Origin of the sequence: Olivibacter sp. CPCC 100613 (assembly GCF_036959255.1) — a bacterium.
In the GTDB taxonomy this organism is placed as follows: Bacteria; Bacteroidota; Bacteroidia; order Sphingobacteriales; family Sphingobacteriaceae; genus Olivibacter.
Map to the genome: position 1 here is coordinate 193,196 of NZ_JAWMTI010000008.1, position 20,032 is coordinate 213,227.

Annotated in this window: 15 protein-coding genes; 10 read left to right on the forward strand and 5 right to left on the reverse strand. The window is 39.4% G+C overall.

The annotated features are described in order from the left end of the window. The first annotated feature begins 278 nt into the window (after positions 1-278). From RYH73_RS21285 to ggt, 4 genes are all read left to right on the forward strand, one after another. Positions 279-3,365 (forward strand): SusC/RagA family TonB-linked outer membrane protein, encoded by a 3,087-nt coding sequence (locus tag RYH73_RS21285; protein WP_335315505.1) that lies wholly within the window; start codon positions 279-281, stop codon positions 3,363-3,365. Between the two features lie 23 nt (positions 3,366-3,388). Next, positions 3,389-4,864 (forward strand): RagB/SusD family nutrient uptake outer membrane protein, encoded by a 1,476-nt coding sequence (locus RYH73_RS21290; protein ID WP_335315506.1) that lies wholly within the window; start codon positions 3,389-3,391, stop codon positions 4,862-4,864. Positions 4,865-5,067: 203 nt separating this feature from the next. Then, positions 5,068-6,072 (forward strand): NAD(P)H-dependent glycerol-3-phosphate dehydrogenase, encoded by a 1,005-nt coding sequence (locus tag RYH73_RS21295; RefSeq protein ID WP_335315507.1) that lies wholly within the window; start codon positions 5,068-5,070, stop codon positions 6,070-6,072. A gap of 28 nt (positions 6,073-6,100) precedes the next feature. After that, positions 6,101-7,807, forward strand: a complete 1,707-nt coding sequence (ggt, locus tag RYH73_RS21300; protein ID WP_335315508.1) for a gamma-glutamyltransferase — start codon at positions 6,101-6,103, stop codon at positions 7,805-7,807. A 58-nt stretch (positions 7,808-7,865) separates the two neighbouring features. Here ggt and RYH73_RS21305 read toward each other — a convergent pair whose 3' ends face one another. Further along, positions 7,866-9,650: a DEAD/DEAH box helicase gene (locus RYH73_RS21305; RefSeq protein ID WP_335315509.1), complete on the reverse strand. Its 1,785-nt coding sequence runs from the start codon at positions 9,648-9,650 to the stop codon at positions 7,866-7,868. Positions 9,651-9,837: 187 nt separating this feature from the next. Beyond that, complete coding sequence (locus RYH73_RS21310) at positions 9,838-10,572, reverse strand: DUF4397 domain-containing protein (RefSeq protein WP_335315510.1); 735 nt, start codon at positions 10,570-10,572, stop codon at positions 9,838-9,840. A gap of 150 nt (positions 10,573-10,722) precedes the next feature. Between RYH73_RS21310 and RYH73_RS21315 the strand changes: the two genes are divergently transcribed. The 4 genes from RYH73_RS21315 (at position 10,723) to RYH73_RS21330 (ending at position 15,162) form a co-directional block, all read left to right on the forward strand. Continuing rightward, positions 10,723-13,329: an FtsK/SpoIIIE family DNA translocase gene (locus tag RYH73_RS21315; RefSeq protein ID WP_335315511.1), complete on the forward strand. Its 2,607-nt coding sequence runs from the start codon at positions 10,723-10,725 to the stop codon at positions 13,327-13,329. 108 nt (positions 13,330-13,437) lie between these two features. Continuing rightward, positions 13,438-14,088 (forward strand): LolA family protein, encoded by a 651-nt coding sequence (locus RYH73_RS21320; protein WP_335315512.1) that lies wholly within the window; start codon positions 13,438-13,440, stop codon positions 14,086-14,088. 37 nt (positions 14,089-14,125) lie between these two features. Further along, entirely contained in the window at positions 14,126-14,398 is a 273-nt protein-coding gene (locus RYH73_RS21325; protein WP_335315513.1) for a hypothetical protein, read from the forward strand. After that, positions 14,395-15,162: an MBL fold metallo-hydrolase gene (locus tag RYH73_RS21330; protein ID WP_335315514.1), complete on the forward strand. Its 768-nt coding sequence runs from the start codon at positions 14,395-14,397 to the stop codon at positions 15,160-15,162. The genes RYH73_RS21325 and RYH73_RS21330 overlap by 4 nt, the downstream gene beginning before the upstream one ends. Here the strand turns inward: RYH73_RS21330 and RYH73_RS21335 are convergent. Then, the gene (locus RYH73_RS21335) at positions 15,129-15,941 is read right to left on the reverse strand and encodes a DUF3050 domain-containing protein (protein ID WP_335315515.1); all 813 of its coding nucleotides are present in this window, start codon (positions 15,939-15,941) and stop codon (positions 15,129-15,131) included. The two genes, RYH73_RS21330 and RYH73_RS21335, sit on opposite strands and share 34 nt — an antisense overlap. Positions 15,942-16,180: 239 nt before the next feature. Between RYH73_RS21335 and RYH73_RS21340 the strand changes: the two genes are divergently transcribed. Further along, the gene (locus RYH73_RS21340; RefSeq protein WP_335315516.1) at positions 16,181-16,816 is read left to right on the forward strand and encodes a peroxiredoxin; all 636 of its coding nucleotides are present in this window, start codon (positions 16,181-16,183) and stop codon (positions 16,814-16,816) included. A gap of 297 nt (positions 16,817-17,113) precedes the next feature. After that, the gene (locus tag RYH73_RS21345; protein ID WP_013667121.1) at positions 17,114-17,311 is read left to right on the forward strand and encodes a cold-shock protein; all 198 of its coding nucleotides are present in this window, start codon (positions 17,114-17,116) and stop codon (positions 17,309-17,311) included. 81 nt (positions 17,312-17,392) lie between these two features. Here RYH73_RS21345 and hppD read toward each other — a convergent pair whose 3' ends face one another. Both hppD and RYH73_RS21355 read right to left on the reverse strand, forming a co-directional pair. After that, entirely contained in the window at positions 17,393-18,517 is a 1,125-nt protein-coding gene (gene hppD / locus RYH73_RS21350) for a 4-hydroxyphenylpyruvate dioxygenase (RefSeq protein WP_335315517.1), read from the reverse strand. A gap of 81 nt (positions 18,518-18,598) precedes the next feature. Beyond that, on the reverse strand, positions 18,599-19,756 hold the full coding sequence (locus tag RYH73_RS21355) for a homogentisate 1,2-dioxygenase (protein WP_335315518.1): 1,158 nt from the start codon (positions 19,754-19,756) through the stop codon (positions 18,599-18,601). Positions 19,757-20,032: the final 276 nt, after the last annotated feature.

Consider the following 20,032-nt stretch of genomic DNA (forward strand, 5'->3'; position numbering starts at 1 on the left):
TTATTGAACTAGTTGTTTCCCTTTCTCTACAAACTATCCTACCTTTTCCACATATCCATAATTATTTATGGGATCGATGTCCCGTCAAATTGCTTAATTTGATTAATTAATCAAATTAAGCAATTTGACGGGCTAGTTTTGATAAATAGCGTTTTTTGATCTTGATTCCATGGAAAAGTTAGGGATCGATAATCGATTCGACACCACTTTCCTTTAAAAATGGACAGACAATTGTTACATACTTGCATTATTAATCGTTATTTATTAAGCCTTCTGTTATGGTGGTTAGACCCTTATTTTATCTAATGCAATCGTTTAAATACATAAGTATACTGATTGCTGTTTTTTTAATTGCTGATGTATTATTTGTAAAGCTGTCTTATGCTCAAGAGATTCCAACACCTACGATCGCTAACGATACTGTAAAAACGCCTAGCGACACTACAAAAGCAAAAGCGCAGGATACAATATCTGGAATTGTTCAGGATGAACAAGGAAATGCGCTTCCGGGGGTGTCTGTAATGGTAAAGGGCAGACCCAACACCGGTACAACAACTGATCCGAATGGCCGTTATAAAGCCACCGTTGATGGGAATACAATACTGGTGTTCTCTTATACCGGTTATGGAAGTAAAGAAGAACGTGTAGGTACAAGAAAGGAAGTAAATGTTGTTCTCCAAGCGGAACAGGAAGCTTTAGAAGAAGTAGTCGTTATCGGTTATGGCTCGGTAAAGAAGAAAGACTTAACAGGTTCGGTAGCACAGGTAAAGGCTACTGAAATCAATGCCTTTCCTACAAGTAATGCCCTACAATCATTATCTGGCCGTGCACCAGGTGTGCAGGTTTACCAAGGTTCGGGTGCGCCAGGACCGAGCATGTCCGTTCGTATTAGGGGATCAAATTCTATCTTAGGAAGTAATGAGCCTTTATATGTTGTAGATGGCTTTCCGCTATCGGGAAGTAACCCCACAATCCTAAATAATGCTGATATAGAAAGTATGGAGATACTTAAAGACGCGTCTGCCACGGCAATATATGGATCTAGAGGAGCGAATGGTGTGGTGATCATCACGACCAAACAAGGAGGTGTGGAAGGTACTGGAAACGCAACACAGGTAGATTTTGAAGCAAATTACGGTATACAGCAGATCAGGAAGAAGCTGGATTTAATGACTGGTCCCGAATATGCAACATTTTATAACTTGCGTGCAGCAAATGATGGTGTTAATCCCTATTTTACACAAGAACAAATAAATAATCTGCCATCCTTTGACTGGCAAGACTTTATTTTCCGTTCAGCTCCTATAAAAAGTACATCACTTAACATTGGAGGAGGGAATGAACGTACCCAATTTTCAATTGGCGGTAGCGTACTTGCGCAGGATGGGATTATTAAAGGGAGTGATTATGACCGATATTCCATACGTGGAAGTATTCAACACCAGCTTAGTGACAAGTTAACCGTAGATGCTAATGCAACGATGAGTAGGTTAATAACGGGAAGAAAGGACAGCAACGGAGGAGCTCGCGGTAATTCGCTAATATCGGCTATTTTAGGTGCTCCACCCGCTTTAACGCCTTATGATGATAACGGTGGTTATAGACTACTTTCAAATGCCTTTAACATAGCTGCACCAGATATTATAAATCCGCTAAATTGGATAAATGAGGAAGTAAACAAAACAGAAGCCAATCTAGTGCTTGCAAATGCAGCGATTACCTATAAACCTATATCCGACATCAACATTAAGCTCTTAACCGGTATCGAGAATCGGGACGATCGTGAGAATATGTATCGTACTAATCGGTATCAAGGATCAACGGGAGAAGCCAGAATTACAGCCAATAATGAGCAAAGTAGACTGGTTGAACTAACGGCCAATTACACTAAGCTTTGGAACGAACGGCACAATTTCAATGTATTAGGAGGTATTACTTATCAAGATTTTATAAACAGCTATGTTATGGGAAGTGGACAGGGCTTCATTAGTAACGTAAGTGGTTGGGATAATTTAGGTGGGGCATTAGTCCCATTGGTGCCGGCATCGGGCTATAACAAATCAACGCTACTATCTTATCTGACGAGGGTGAATTATACGCTCGACGATAAATATCTCTTTACTGTGAGCTTTCGGGCAGACGGATCTTCACGGTATCGTACAGCTAATCGCTGGGGATATTTTCCCTCCGGTGCTTTTGCTTGGCGAGTTTCACAGGAGGATTTCCTAAAAGACCATAATTGGATCTCCGATCTTAAATTTCGTGTTAGCTGGGGGAAAACCGGAACACAGATCGAAGATTTTTATCCAACCTTTAATCCTTTAGCCGGTGGATATACCGTTTTCGGACAAGATCTGCACTTAAGCTTTGCACCCGAAACCGATCTTCCAAATCGAGATCTTAAATGGGAAACGACAGAGCAAATCGATGCGGGGCTTGATTTTGGTGTTTTAGATAACCGTTTGATTTTTACAGCAGATTATTATCGTAAAACAACAAAGGATTTACTGAATGCAGTTCCCTTGCCCACTTCAATGGGTTATGCAACCACTTTTCAGAATGTGGGGCAGATACGTAACAGTGGTGTTGAATTAGGTCTGAATGCCAATATTTTTAAGGGTGATTTTAAGTGGGACGTGACAGCCAATGTCGCTTTTAACAGAAGTAAAGTTTTGAAGCTGTACGGCGGAGGCGACATATTTGGGGACGAACTGAAAATGAACGTTGTAAGTGATTCGCGGACCATACTACGTGAAGGTTTGCAGAGAGGCTTGTTTTTTGGCTATTTGGAAGACGGATATGATGAAAATGGGCAGATAAAATATAAGGATTTAAATGGTGATGGAACGATTAGCAATGCTGATCGAGCAGTAATAGGAAATCCAAATCCGGATTTTATTTATGGTCTGAATTCTTCGATGTCTTACAAAAACTTTGATTTCACCTTTTTCCTACAAGGAACCGTCGGTAACGATATATTCAATGCCAGTTCGATTGGCAGTACGGTAGATTATGTCTCCGGGTTGAATATGACACGTGATGTACTAAATAATCATTGGACACCGGAGAATCCGAATGCGAAGTACCCTGTTATCAGTAATACAGTTAATGCGCGGGTATCCGATCGATGGATCGAAGATGGTTCTTTTTTGCGGTTAAGGAACATTCAATTAGCTTATAATTTGCCGGTAGAAAAATTTAATCTAGGCTGGCTTAAACGTTTACAGGTTTATGTTAGCGGACAGAATTTACTTACGGTAACCAATTATTCCTGGTACGATCCGGAAATGCCTTCCAGTGGCTCTGATTATTTAAGTTATCCAATAGCTAAAACTTACACATTTGGCGTGAAAGCTGGTTTCTAACACTAAATTAAGACTTTAAGAACATGATACACAAAGCTCAATTAATATATAAGGTGAAACATCACAGACTCAGTATATGGTTTGTGGTCGTATTCTTCATGCTATCGAGTTGCAGTAAAGAATTGGATCAGGAACCACGCTCAATTTTAGAAGAAACATTTTATAATACGGCTGCTGAAGCAGAGGCAGCTGTAAACGCTATCTTTCCTCCACTTCGTTTAGGTGCGCAAGGTATTGCGCCATACAATGCTACTTTAGAATGCCATACGGACTATGCCTATGGTAGGGGTAGTTGGGCTCAATTTAATGACTTCAATGGATTGGACGCTACCAACACGAATCGTGTAGGTGATTTTTGGAATTCGTTTTATTTGGCGATACGAAATGCAAACCTCGTAATTAAACATGTTCCCGAAGGAGATGCCATGAGTGATGAAGAAAAGAACAGATATGTTGCCGAAGCGAAGTTTATGCGTGCTTGGTGTTATTTTCATCTGGTTCGCAATTGGGGCGCTGTCCCGTTAAGGATTGAAAGTAATATGGAGGAAAAAGATCTAGCACGAAATTCTGTAGAGGAGGTTTATGCATTGATTGACAGTGATCTTCGCTTTGCCGAAAGCTATCTTCCTGAAGATAATGCTGCGCAACCGGGAAGACCCACTACATGGATGGCCAAAACGGTGCTGAGTGATTATCTTTTGACTACCAACAAATATCAGGAGGCAAGAGACAAATCTTTAGAGATCATACAGTCCGGTCTTTTTTCACTTGTTCCAATACAACGCGTGGATGACTTTGAGCGTATTTTTGGAGTAGGAGTTGGTGTAACCAGTGAAGAAGTTTTTCATTTCAAGTACACACGCGAGGGCCAGGGAAATTATTATCCGTTTATCATCAATCATCCAGAGACCGGTTACTTTATGAAAGGCGGTGGAAAGGGTGCTTATGCACAGTATTCCAATGTTAATAATAATTTTTATAAAGAATGGAGCGATGGAGATTTGCGCAAGCATTTGTGGTATCCGATGGACATTGGCTTAGGAGAGGGCACGGTCCTTCAGAAGAAATTTATAGATCCTGCAGCAGCAAACGAGTATGGCGCCATCAATGATTTTCCGCTTTATCGTTATGCGGAAGTTTTACTGTTATTTGCTGAAGCCGAAGCTCGGACAAACGGTGTAACAACAGAAGGACTCAACGCATTGAATCAAATTAGGCGACGTGCTTATGGAAAAGATATTGGTGCTGCTTCGGATATAGATTATCAACCTACTTCATTTTCGCCTGAATCATTGGTAGATACCATTTTACAAGAGAGAGCATATGAGTTTCAGTTTGAGGGAAAGCGTTGGTTTGATTTGAAACGTACTGGCGAAGCAGCTGAATTACTGCAAAAAAATAAAGGTGTCACTATAACAGAAAAGCACTATTTATGGCCTATTCCTTTGGCTGAATTAAATTACAATCAAGGCATAACAGAGAACAATCCAGGATACTGATAGCTACGCGAAGACGCATATTATATATACCTGCCTATCTTTGCTTTAAAAAATAAATTACCTATTTACGATAGGAACGAACAGCCTAGGATAGTCTTAGGCTGTTCGTTCATAATATAAGGAGGAGGTTAAAAAAGAATCTTTGTAGTAGTAATGTAAAAAAATCCTTAATTTGGCCTACTTTCGTAGAGTTGGTATAAAGCATGGAAAGAAAAAATAAAGTAGCCGTAATAGGAGGGGGCAGCTGGGCGACAGCCATCATTAAAATGTTAAGTGATAATGATCAAGAGAAAGACATTTTCTGGTGGATGCGGAATAAGGATGCTGCAGCATACATCCAAGAATACCATCATAATCCAAATTATCTCAGTGCTGTAGAAATAAAAATACCTTCTGACCAAATAACAACTAAATTGTCGACAGTTGTTGAATCATGTGATCTGCTGGTCTTAAGTGTACCCGCCGCATTTTTGCAGAAAGCGCTTTCGACAATACCTGCAACATTATTACAGAATAAATATATTATAAGTGCGATTAAAGGCATTATTCCGGAAGAAAATCAGATTGTAGGCGACTATTTACAAACTGCTTTCGGTATTCCACTAAGCCAGATCGCTGTTATTAGCGGACCTTGTCACGCAGAAGAAGTGTCATTAGAGAAGCTGTCTTACCTCACCATTGCCTCTGCATCACCGGAAACAGCCTCTATTTTTTCTTCGCTATTAACCACTCGCTATATCAAAACTATTCTATCCGATGATATATATGGGACGGAATACGGGGCGGTTTTAAAGAATATCTACGCAGTTGCTAGTGGTATATGTCATGGCGTTGGCTATGGCGATAATTTTCAGGCAGTTCTTATTTCTAACGCCATACGGGAAATGGCCCGCTTTTTGGCCAAAGTTCATCCGATTCATCGAGATATTAATGAATCTGCCTATTTAGGGGACCTATTGGTGACAGCCTACTCACAATTTAGTCGAAACCGTACTTTCGGGAATATGATCGGAAAAGGGTATACTGTTAAATCCGCTCAGCTCGAAATGAACATGGTGGCTGAAGGGTATTATGCATCGAAATGTATTCACCAAATCAATAAAACATACCAAGTTGATATGCCGATTTGTAGGGCAGTATATGCTATTTTATATGAGAAGCATTCGCCACACATAGAAATGAAGCTTTTATCGGACCAATTAACCTAGTTATTAACCAACATGTAAAACTTATTATATGAATACCTATTTACGACTTACCAGCGGATTTAAATGTTTGTTGTTATGCCTTTTGCTTTCAACTCATAGTCTCGTTTTTGCACAGGACACGGTTTCAAAATATCGAAATGGCATGGTAGTGTCCGCGCATCCAATAGCCTCAGAAGTTGGTGTAAATATTTTGAAGAAAGGCGGGAATGCTGTTGATGCAGCCATTGCTGTTCAATTTGCCTTAGCAGTCGTGTATCCAAATGCAGGAAATATTGGAGGGGGCGGTTTTATGGTATATCGTTCAGCCAAAAACGAATTTGCCGCATTGGATTTCAGGGAAACAGCACCTGGGAAAGCAACAAGGGATATGTATCTGGATACTGAAGGTAACCCAATTGAGCGTTTAAGTTTAGATGGACAGTTGTCGGTAGGTGTTCCCGGAACTGTCGATGGAATGGTAAAAGCCCATGAAAAATATGCTAAATTACCTTGGAAGGATCTACTCCAACCTGCTATAAACTTGGCAAAGAAGGGTTTCCCATTAACGGACATGCAAGCAGAAGAGTTGAATAGTCGTAAAGAAACATTTCAGCGATTTAACCCAATGGGAACCGCACTTATTAATAAAAAAAGTGAATGGAAAGCTGGAGATATCTTAATACAAAAGGATCTGGCCCGAACGCTTACGGCAATAAAGGATAAAGGTCGCGCAGGTTTCTATGAAGGCCGTACGGCATTTTTGATTTTGGAAGAAATGAAGCGTGGAAACGGAATTATCAGCTATGAGGATTTAAAGCGCTATCAGGCGAAGTGGCGCGAACCAATTGTGGGGAATTATAAAGGCTATCAGGTTGTATCAATGCCTCCTTCGTCCAGTGGTGGTATTGCTTTGGTATCGTTGTTAAAATCTGTCGAGCCTTATCCTTTATCCAGATGGGGATTTCAACAGGATTCGACCATTCAGGTTATGGTAGAGGCTGAGCGAAGGGTGTATGCGGATCGAGCTGAGCACTTAGGTGATATTGATTTCTATCCTGTACCGGTTAAAGGATTATTGGATTCCGGTTATCAGTTAGAAAGGATGAAAGATATGAATTTTAATAAGGCAACACCTAGCAACGAAGTAAAAGCAGGAACGCCTCCAGGCCATGAGAGTGAACAAACTACCCATTTTTCGATCGTTGATAAGGATGGGAACGCTGTATCTATAACCACTACCTTGAATAATTCCTACGGTTCACAAGTTGTAGTACAGAATGCAGGTTTTTTATTGAATGACGAAATGGACGATTTCTCGATTAAACCCGGTGTACCTAATTTATATGGCCTTCTAGGTGGAAAGGCAAATGCAATTGAGCCGGGGAAGCGAATGTTAAGTGCGATGAGCCCAACAATTCTAACGAAAGATAATAAACTCTTTATGGTTGTTGGTACGCCCGGTGGATCAACTATTATAACTTCCGTATTTCAGACAATCTTAAACGTGATTGAATTTAATAAAACAATGCAACAGGCCGTAGATGCCCCACGTTTTCATCATCAATGGTTGCCAGATGAAGTTTTTGTAGAGGAAAATGCGATACCAGATGCTGTTCGCACGAGACTGGAGCAGAAAGAATATAAATTTACTTCACGAAGTAGTATTGGTAGAGTAGATGCTATTTTAGTTAGCTCCGATGGTTCGCTGTCAGGAGGTGCCGATTCGAGGGGAGATGATAAAGCCGTTGGATATTAAAGATTTTTAAGGTAATAAATAGTAAAAGGCCCCTTAAACAGGGGCCTTTTACTATTTATTACCATTTTCTTCGTTCACCTTTTCGCTCGCGTCGTTTCCCTGAAAAATCACGGAAACCTTGGCTATCTCCTCTTTCTCGATCGCGGCCACGTCCGCTACCACTTCTTGATGAAGAGCGATTACCTCTGCTTCCACCTCGTGAAGATCCAGCATCGCGGTCGCCTGCTAATTCAATACGTACGGAACGTCCATTAAAATCAGCACGTTGAAACCCACTCATTATTTTATCAACCACCTCATTTTCCACTTCGAAGAAAGTATATACACCCTTCAAGTCGATCTTACCGATACTTTTACCACTTATTTGCGCGTTATTACAGATATAACCCAACATATCACCTCTGGTAAAATCATCAACCGATCCCAGGTTAATAAAGAGCCTAGTGAAATCAGATTTGTAGCCGGTTCGACCGAAACGATCTCCTTTCGCACCTCTTTCTGATCGGGAGTCGGTTGCTGATACATTTAGATCAGGTGCATTCTCGTAATAATCCAAGAAGCGATTGAACTCTAAGCTAGCAAAATGCTTAATAACATCTTCTTTAGAAAATTCGCTGAATTCATCCATAATGCGTGGCAGATATTGACCGATTTGATCGTCGTTAACTTCCACTGCTTTTACTTTATGAACAAGCGCAAATAGTTGCTTTTCACAAACATCAAAGCCATTGGGGATTTCAGCTTTTACAAATTGTTTACCAATTACACGCTCGATTTGACGTATTTTTCCCAGCTCCTTGGCGGTAATCAGAGAAATAGAAACCCCTGTTTTACCTGCACGGGCAGTACGACCACTGCGGTGTGTATAATTTTCAATCTCATCTGGTAAAGAAAAGTTAATAACATGTGTTACATCATTAACATCAATACCACGTGCAGCAACATCTGTTGCAATAAGTAATTGCAAGCTGCGTTCACGATAGCGTTTCATTACCTTGTCGCGCTGTTGTTGCGAAAGATCTCCGTGTAAAGAATCAGCATTATAACCGTCCTTTATCAATGCTTCAGCAATTTCCTGCGTTTCAATTTTCGTGCGACAAAAAACGATGCCGAAAATTTCAGGGTTAAAATCTACAATGCGTTTGAACGCCGCGTATTTATCGCGAGGTCTCACAATGTAATATTCATGATCGATATTTGCATTACCGGTATTTTTCGTTCCTACGGTAAGTTCAAACGGATCAGTCATGTAATTTTTTGCAATCCGGCGGACCTCAGCCGGCATAGTGGCTGAAAATAGCCAGGTTTTTTTCTCGTCGGGAGTAGTTGAAAGAATATCGTTAATGTCCTCTTGAAAGCCCATGTTGAGCATTTCATCTGCTTCATCCAAAACTACATACCGTACTCCCGAAAAATCAATAGCCTTTCTGCCGATGATATCAAGCATACGGCCAGGTGTAGCGACAACGATCTGAACACCACGTCGTATCTGACGTAGTTGATCACTGATACTCGCTCCACCGTACACAGCTACAACGTGTACATTGTTGAGATTCTTTGAGAAATTTTTTAGATCATTAGTAATCTGTAAACACAATTCACGCGTAGGACATAACACTAATGCTTGAGGTGTGTTTTGCGAGAAGTCTAATAATTCTAATAACGGCAGGCCAAATGCTGCGGTTTTACCGGTTCCTGTTTGGGCTAATCCGACAAAATCGCTGCTGCCTGTGAGGAGGGCTGGAATAGCCTGTTCCTGGATTGGTGTAGGTTTTTCAAAACCTAGCGCCGATACGGCATTAACAATATCATGACGGATTCCCAATTGACTAAATGGGTTCATGAAATTCAAAAAACGTTAGACTTTATTGTCTAAAGAAGGTGCAAAGGTAAGACTAATTGGTTATATGTGCAAGTTTTTGATTATTTTTTGTAAAGTATTTTTTTGTAAAGCCGCTAACCGTTAAAAAAGCCGCCCAAGGGGATCGGGCGGCAGTCCATCGAAATGGGAATGATGGACATCAATCAACCTATTCGTGCTTGAAGATGGAAACACGCAACTTTTCAGCTTCCTCTTCAGTGTCTATAAAGCCAGTGGCTAGTATAGTGTAATATTGTCCTTGCTTCGGTGTAAAAGTAGTACTGGCCATCGGCGTTCGACTGTCATGGTCGATGAGTTCCAACGTATAAGCTATATTGTCGGTAGCTTTAATATCACCAAAAGCACTATTTTGTTTAAATTTCTTATCAGATGCCAATAATGTATCCACACTATTGGTTTTTAAATCAAACTTAACTGAATCCGGACAAAGATTAATAAAACGAACTCTTGCCATACCGTTGGCTGGAACATCGCTGGCATAGAAATCCCGAATTCCCAAAAGTTCCAATGAGTCAAGGCGATCCACTGCGAAAATGGAGTAACATACTCCGCCTTCTAGACTCCAGTTTTTTACATCTAATTTATTGTTGTCAACGGAAGTGTTTACCTGAAATTGGTTGCCTCCTGGATACACCAATTGATAAACTGTTCGGTCTAAATATTTGAATTGTTGTGTGTTAACTCTATACCCATTTATGCCTACTATTAAATCACCGGCATCCGGTGACGTGTGAATAAATGAAACAAGTGCTGCGGGTACTGTTCCGTCTCGCCCGCCGTCATCATCTTTAAGGCATGCGCCTAAGGGTAACAGCAACCAAAGGCCCAAAAAGCCATAGATTAATCTCTTCTTGTTATTTAACAATAAAGTATGTAAGTTCATGTAAAATAATAAACGTATACTGATAGCTTGTCTTCTGCTGTCTTTAACGGGTTAGGAGATGCAAGCGCTACAGTATTTATAAAATTTATTTATGGCGAAGTCTTCGTCCAAAAAAATCCATAAGTTTGTACCAAAGAATCGTAGAAATTAATGTCTTTAAAAGGAAATCAGTTTAGGTCTAATACCGTAAAAGGAGAGGGGAAGATAAGGAATGGCAGCACCTCTAAAACGTCACGCAAAGAGGGATCCGTAATTGGTACTCAATTTTCCAAGAAAATAAATTTCCAACATAGTAAGGTAGTAAAGATTACAGGTTTGTTCTTTTTGGTGCTATCCCTTTATTTCTTTATCGCATTCACCTCCTACCTCTTTACCTGGCAAAATGATCAGAGTTATATATCCGCAGCTAACGGCGGATGGAACACACTTTTTAAAACCAGGGAAGAACTGGAGACTTTAGGCTTTAAGGAGGTGCTTGTTGAAAATTGGTTGGGTAAGTTGGGAGCCTTATTGGCCAATCAGTTTATGTATGAATGGTTCGGTATTGCGTCCTTTTTATTTGTGATCGCTTTTTTTGTAATGGGCTATAGGCTTTTATTTAAAATTAGATTAATAGCACTCGACAAACTTTTCGGCTACGGTTTTTTTCTCCTGTTGTTTATATCGATAACTATCGCCTATTTTCACGGCTTTATTTTGGAATATCCACATTATCTGGAGGGAGAATTCGGCTTTTGGACGAATAAAATTTTAGAAGCACAAGTCGGAACAGCTGGGGTTGGTGCTTTTTTGCTATTTATAGGTTTAACGGCATTGATTGTGGCTTTTAATCTTGATTTTAAGTTGCCGGAGAAAAAGAAAAAAATAAGGTTAGACGATCATGAAGGTTCATTGTCCGATGAGGTAGAAGAAGATGAAGAAGAAACACCGGAAGAGTATACAACGCCCGCCTTTCAACGCAACCATATAAAGGATGAGCGGGGTGAAAATGAAATTGGTGAAAAGGAAAACCGCTTGTCACAAAACTTAGAAGTCAAGCCTAAAAGAATAGATTTAGATACTGAGGTACGTTCAGATAGCCCTTCATTTGAGTTGGAACCTTTGATCGTTAATGAGCCGGAGACGACAAAAAATGTCCCGCTTAATGAAATTAAAGAGAGTCCTGATTTAATGGTCGAGCGTGTGAAGGAAGAGAAGCCTTTAACAACTGCTGATACCTTGGTAGAACAGTTTGGTCAGTATGATCCCAAACTTGATTTGTCTGGTTATCAATATCCTCATCTGGAATTATTAAAGGACTATGGCTCAGGAAAGATTGTCGTAAACAATGAAGAACTGGAAGCTAATAAAGATAAGATCGTTGAAACCCTTAGTAATTATAATATAGAGATTGACAAGATTAAGGCTACTATTGGTCCTACGGTTACGCTTTATGAGATTATTCCGAAGCCAGGTGTGCGTATTTCAAAGATTAAGAATTTAGAAGATGATATCGCACTTAGCTTAGCCGCCCTCGGAATACGGATTATTGCACCCATGCCAGGAAAAGGGACTATCGGGATCGAGGTTCCGAATAAGAAACCGGAAATGGTAGCCATGAAAGCTGTTATCGCAACCGAGAAATTTCAACATACAGAAATGGATCTACCAATCGCTTTAGGTAAGACCATTTCAAATGAGGTATACATAGCCGATCTAGCAAAAATGCCACACCTCTTAGTTGCAGGAGCCACTGGTCAAGGTAAATCTGTCGGGATTAACGCCATTATTACCTCCTTATTATATAAGAAGCACCCTGCCGAATTAAAGTTTGTCATGGTGGACCCTAAGAAGGTTGAGCTGTCTTTATTTAAAACGATTGAACGTCATTTTTTGGCAAAACTTCCAGGAGAGGAAGAGGCCATTATAACCGATACGAAGAAAGTTATCAATACACTTAATTCATTGTGTATAGAAATGGATCAACGTTACGATCTACTGAAAAATGCGCAAGTAAGGAACCTAAGAGAGTACAATAACAAATTTATTAATAGAAAACTCAATCCGGAAGATGGGCACCGGTTCATGCCGTTCATTGTTCTTATTGTTGATGAATTTGCTGATCTCATGATGACAGCAGGTAAGGAAGTAGAAACACCTATTGCTCGTTTAGCTCAACTGGCTCGAGCAGTGGGTATCCATTTAGTAATTGCTACACAACGGCCTTCTGTTAACATCATTACCGGAACCATTAAAGCGAACTTTCCGGCGCGCCTTGCCTTTCGGGTTCTTTCCAAAGTTGATTCGCGCACGATTTTGGACACAGGGGGTGCAGACCAACTTATTGGACGAGGTGATATGTTGCTTGCAACAGGAAGTGATTTAATCCGGATTCAGTGTGCTTTTGTGGACACCCCGGAGGTCGAGGAAATTTCGGAATTTATTGGTGCACAAAGAGCCTATCCTTCGGCTTTTCTGTTACCTGAATATGTAGATGAAAATGGAGAAGGTAGCGGTTTAGGTGATATTGATTTAATAAATGACCGTGATGCATTATTTGAGGATGCAGCAAGACTAATTGTTTTACATCAACAAGGGTCTACTTCACTGATTCAGCGAAAGCTTAAATTGGGATACAACCGCGCAGGACGTATTATCGATCAATTAGAGGCTGCCGGTATTGTTGGACCATTTGAAGGAAGCAAAGCCAGGGAAGTACTATATCCCGACGAATACTCATTGGAACAGTTTTTGGAAAGCTTAGATAAAAAGGACTGATAGAAAAATCTGTTGTCAAATTAAACATTTAGCAAAAAGATGTGTCTATGGTTCTTGTAAGTAATCATGTTGCCTTTGGTATACAATGGTTATAAACAAGTTTATAGTATGAAAAAGATATTCTCTTTAATAATTTTTATTGCTTATGGTCTGGCAGCTTTAGGCCAAAGTGATCCTACAACAAAAAAGCTGTTGAGCGATATTAGTAAAAAATATCAATCTTATAGGACCGCGAAGATTAATTTTGGTCTAAAGGCAGTTAATCAACAAAATCAGACAACGATCAATGAAAAAGGGGAGTTAACAATCGAGCCTCGTACGAGTAAGTATCGTATTCTTCTTGAGAATCAGGTGATGATTTCCGATGGTAAACAACAGTGGAACGTACTTAAAGATGAACAAGAGGTTCAGATTAACCACGTAGAGGAAGCACAGTCAGGTTCGATTACACCTGCTACTATTTTTTCATTTTACAACCAAGGCTTCAAATATCCCGCTGCTAAAAGCGAACAGGTGGCGGGCAAATCGTTAAGCGTTATTGACTTGACCCCTACGGACAATAACAAGTCGTATTTTAAAGTGCGATTACGTTTAGATAAATCGCTAAATCAGATTTATGATGTTACTGTTTTCGATAAAAGTGGAAGTCTTTATACTTACACTATCCAAAATTTCACACCCAACGTTAAAGTTACTCCCAAAACTTTTATATTTGACAAAGCAGATTACCCGGGAATGGAACTTGTAGATTTGCGGTAATTTCTGTGATCAGGTTGATTTCTCGAATATATAAAAAATGTTACCGTTCACACAACATAGTCTGGATAAGTTAGAGGCCCTTTTTAAGGGGATGGGGTATAAGGTTCGTTATGAGAAAGGAAACTTTAAAACGGGTTCATGTCTTTTACAAAATAGCAAAGTTATAGTTGTTAACCGTTTTTCTAATATCGAAGTAAAGATCAATTCCCTGATGGAGCTTCTGCGGGAGCTTGAACCCGATATTTCTCACTTAGACGATAAACAAAAACAATTCTTATTTAATATTAAACAAACCAAATTAACGCTTTGACGATTAAGTTTTTAGGTACTGGAACATCCCAGGGCGTGCCCGTTATTGCATGCAATTGCAGCGTTTGTACCTCTTCAGATTATCGCGATAAACGTCTCCGTTCATCCATTATGCTTACTGCGAAGGGCAAAAATCTTGTCGTTGATACGGGACCCGATTTCCGCTACCAAATGCTTCGAGCTGAAGTAAAACATTTGGACGCTATACTTTTCACACATGCACATAAAGATCACATCGCCGGATTAGATGATGTAAGGGCCTTTAACTATTTTCAGGGTACAGCAATTGATGTTTTTGCCGATTATTTGGTTCAAGATGCACTGAAACGCGAATTCTATTATATATTTGCCGAACACAAATACCCGGGTATTCCTAAGATTAATCTAAGAGATGTAACAGATCAATCCTTTTTAGTAGGTGATATTGACGTTCAGCCTATTGAAATTATGCATTTTAAGTTGCCGATAAAAGGATATCGATTTGGTGATTTTACGTACCTTACCGATGTGAAATCTGTTTCGCAAAGTTCCAGGGCAAAAATAAAAGGCACAAAAATTTTAGTTGTCAACGCCCTACAACGAGAGGCTCATATTTCGCATTTTACATTGGAAGAGGCTATTCATTTTGCAAGAGAAATAGGTGCTGAACGCACCTATTTAACTCATATTAGTCATCGCTTAGGGTTGCATGAAGAAGTATCTAAAGAATTACCCAAAGGGATCTATCTGGCTTACGACGGTTTAGAAATCTCTTTAGGTGATTGATTTTTCTGTTGGATAATTGTTTTTAGTGCACTATCCCATAATTTCACCCGGAGTTGTAATGATCGGTTTACTGCTTGTGTTGCCTCTTGCCAAATAGCAAATCTGTCTCCGCATAAAGTACTTGTCATTTCGAGCGCCAAGTTGTTATGATGTCCCCCGTCTACTTCAATATGCCTTTCTAAATAATATCTAAAAATGGAAATGTTTTCCGGGAATTGAGTGTCTAAATCTTTTATGATGGAAATAAACATATCTGGAATCAATCCTTCTCTACTAAAAGTAAAAACGGCAGACTGAACCGCTGGAGTTGCGTGGTTTATTACGTTAAATGTATCACTCACAAAGTGTTTTGCTGCCTCGGGTGCGTTTGCTATAACAAGCGCGTCCTGTATTGACTTACCTTCTTTAAGCGCTTTCGTCAATTGGAGTATCGCCGTTGTGTTGGCTCCACATTGCTCCATAGCTTCTAGGTATAACTCATAATGGCTTTTTCGGTTACCTAAATGGTCGACATCGGATTCTTCTCCAGTAACAATCTCGTTTATTAAATAACGTGTATTTGCGTCACCTGTTGGAAACCATGGTATTTCAACGCAAGTTAAATTCTTCTGTAGTATTTTTAATAAGGACATAAAGTCCCATACCGCAAAAACATGATGTTCCATGAACACTTTTAGATCATCAATATTTGTAATATTCCTATAAAGTGGATGATGAATGATTTCCGCTTTATGTTGAGCGACTGCTTGTTCTAGTTGTTGAATATGGGCTAATTGCATTATTGATGAATTTTATGCAAAAATAGTTATGTATGTGTTAAGTAGCATAACTTTGATGTCAAAAATTAGTAAGCGTAGAAACCTTGAAAAACTATTTAAACTTTGATATGTAATGTAAATGTAATAGTGAACTTTTGCGGTGATTATTGATCGGATTTCTTATTGGTAAGCTTGCTATTGTCAAAAAAAGTCGATTAATTTGATATACTTTGTGTTAAATTTAAAGGAGGAAAAAAACAATGAGTTTACAACTAGGAGATGTAGCACCAAATTTTGATGCCATTACAACTGAAGGAAATATTAATTTTTATGATTATGTCGGTGATAGCTGGGTAGTTCTTTACTCACATCCCTCAGATTATACGCCAGTGTGTACTACAGAATTGGGACGTACTGCTTCGTTGAAACAGGAGTTTGATAAACGTAACGTAAAAGTGTTGGCTCTCAGCGTGGATAGCGTAGAGGATCATCATGGCTGGGTGAAGGATATTAACGAGACGCAAAATGTTGAAGTAAACTTTCCGATCATTGCAGATAAGGATCGGAAAGTTGCCGAAGCATATGGAATGATTCATCCCAATGCTTCTGCTACGGCTACAGTGCGTTCAGTTTATGTCATAGACCCGAATAAGAAGGTACGGTTAACAATAACTTATCCTGCTTCTACCGGTAGAAACTTTCAAGAGATTTTGCGTGTTATTGATTCCCTACAGCTTACCGAAAATTATAGTGTTGCAACGCCTGCTGATTGGAAAGATGGAGAGGATGTTATCGTGGTCCCTGCGGTGAAAACCGAAGATATACCTTCGAAGTTTCCGAAAGGCTATACAGAGATCAAGCCTTACCTGCGAACAACTCCGCAGCCGAACAAATAACCATGAATAAACACATGAGGGACCTGTAAGGATTCGCAAATCGGTTTGGTTTGTGTCAACTGAGTGTATCATAATTACTGTTCAATTTTTTCTTGTGATCATTGAAAAATTGAAAATTTTATAGTAGGTTTGATATAGTTTAATTAAATCTGTTCGAGTTCTGACCGCTGCCGGTAGTAATGTGGACTATTTTTTTAAGCGAAATTACTGAGAATTAACCCTGTGTTTCCTAAATTATGATACGTCAGTATTTCGATGTAGGGTCACAACAATCGTACAACAACAAATTTTTTATTAATGAAAACCGGAAAAGTAAAATGGTTCAACGCGCAAAAAGGATTTGGATTTATTATTCAAGAAGATGGAACCGACATTTTTGTTCACTTTAAAGATGTAAAGGGCGGAATAGATGCAATCAAAGATAATGATCGTGTAGAGTTTGAAGTAGCAGATGGAAGAAAAGGTCAACAAGCCGTTAATGTAAAAAAGATCTAATTCGCTATAAGTTTTTAAGTTTGTATTAAGAAATTCTAACAGCCCGTATTTACGGGCTGTTCCATGTGTAAATTATTTATATCAAAGGTTACCTCTTTTTTCCTGTTCTCTTTCAATGGCCTCAAAAAGCGCTTTAAAATTTCCGGCACCAAAGCTTTGGGCTCCCTTTCTTTGAATTATTTCGAAAAAAAGCGTTGGACGATCTTGTAAGGGCTTGGTAAAGATCTGCAAGAGATACCCCTCTTCATCACGGTCGACTAAAATGCCTAATGTTTGTAAAATTTGGATGTCTTCGTCAATTTTTCCAACTCTTTTCGAAAGCATTTCATAATAACTGGCTGGAGGTGCTGTTAGGAACTCGACCCCGTTTTCTTTTAATCTTCGTACGGTAAGCAAAATATCATTCGTTGCCAATGCTGCATGTTGTACTCCTTCACCTTCGTAATATTCAAGATATTCTTCTATTTGCGATTTTTTCTTTCCTTCCGCAGGTTCGTTAATAGGAAACTTTACATAACCATTTCCATTACTCATTACTTTGCTCATCAACGCAGAATAGGCTGTATTGATTTGTTTGTCATCAAAGGAAAGGATGTTAACAAAACCCATCACTTTCTCATACCATTGAACGGTTTCATTCATACGATTCCAACCCACATTGCCCACGCAATGATCTATATATAACAAACCGCTCTCCGTAGGTTGATAATCACTCTTCCAAGTGACATAGCCTGGCATGAAAGGACCGGTATAGTTTCTTCGTTCTACAAAGAGATGCACGGTTTCTCCATAGGTATAGATACCGGCCGTTTTTATTTCACCATCTTTGTCAGAAAGAATACTGACTGCTTGATAGGACCGCGCACCTCGTTGTGTTGTCTCATGATAGGCTTTTTCTACATCTTCTACCCACAGGGCTAATATTTTAATGCCGTCTCCGTGTTTTTTGACATGTGTAGATATAGGATGGTCGGAATGGAGCGCAGAGGTTAAAACAATTCGTATCTTATTTTGACGAAGCACATAAGAAGCGCGATCTTTAACACCCGTTTCAGGACCTGCATAAGCTTCTGACTGAAAACCAAAAGCTGTTTTATAAAAATGAGCCGCCTGCTTGGCATTGCCCACGTAAAATTCGATAAAATCGGTACCATTAATCGGTAAAAAATCCTGTGCTCTGGCTATTTTTTCTGCAAATGTTTCCATTGTTCTATTTATTTACAAAACCTTGCTGCTTAAATCACTTTTTTAAAATTAATTTTTCGGCCAAAATGTAGACGAACCTATCTATTCAGTCCATGATCGATAGTAGTTACTATCTTCTATTGCTAGAGCTTCCTCGGTCAACATGAGCGGATTAAACGGATCGATCATTACAGCTAGCTCGTTTGTTTCTTTTTGTCCGATACTTTTTTCTACTGTTCCTGGATGCGGACCATGCGGAATACCGGCAGGATGCAACGTTATCTGACCTTGTTCTACATTTTTTCTACTCATAAAATCACCATCCACATAATACAATACCTCGTCTGAATCTATATTGCTATGATTATATGGGGCAGGAATGGACTGTGGATGATAGTCGTATAAACGCGGACAAAAACTACACAGAACGAAATGGTCAGTTTCAAAAGTTTGATGTACCGGAGGGGGTTGATGGAGGCGTCCTGTAATGGGCTGAAAATCGTGAATCGAAAATGCCCATGGATAATGAAATCCATCCCAACCTATAAAATCAAAGGGGTGTGAGCCGTAAGTATAAGGATATAGGTTATCTTGTTTTTTGATATAAATATCAAAGGTTCCGCGCTGGTCGATCGTTTGGAGATTCTGTGGCCGTCGAATGTCCCGCTCACAAAAGGGGGCATGCTCCATTAATTGACCAAATTCATTTCTATATCGTTTTGGTATACGAACAGGACTAAATGATTCAACAATAAAGAGACGATTCTTTGTATCGTTAAAAGTTAACTGGTAAATGATACCCCGGGGAATAACAAGGTAATCACCATATGAAAAGGGAATCTCTCCATATCCGGTTCTGAGTACACCTGAGCCCTTATGAACGAAGATAATTTCATCTGCTTGACTATTCTTATAAAAGTAATCATGCATGGATTTTTTGGGTGACGCAAGTGCTATATAGAGGTCTTGATTTACCAGTACATATTTCCTGCTTTTCAGGTAATCATCGACCGGTTGGATTTCGAATCCTTTTAAACTGGTATGTTTAAGATGTTTTTTTTTGCCGATGTTAGGTGCCATCGCTATTGGTTCACCAATTTGCTGAACAATCGTAGGAGGGTAGCAATGATAAACCAATGAATACATACTGGAGAATCCATGGGTGGAAACGAGTTCTTCCGCATATAGATCCCCGTTGCTTTTCCGGTAAATCGTGTGTTTTTTAGGTGGAAGTTGACCTAATTGATGATATAGTGGCATAATAGTTAGTTTGTTTTTCTTAATGCGCTAGTTTTAAATTATCGATGCCGGTTCATCCTTCATATCATTTAAATAGTTGACGGAATTACGTAGATCGAGGCAAGTAATGGGATGACAGCTAGTGTTGTGCAAATATAATGGCTCTTATTAAACCATGGCTCAATAAGAAGATGGCAGTGCACGGATGGAGGTATATAGCAACTATTTGTCTTGCCGTTAACATTTCCTAGCTCGCTTTTTTTGCTAATTTACTAAAAAATGAAGATAAAAAAGGTA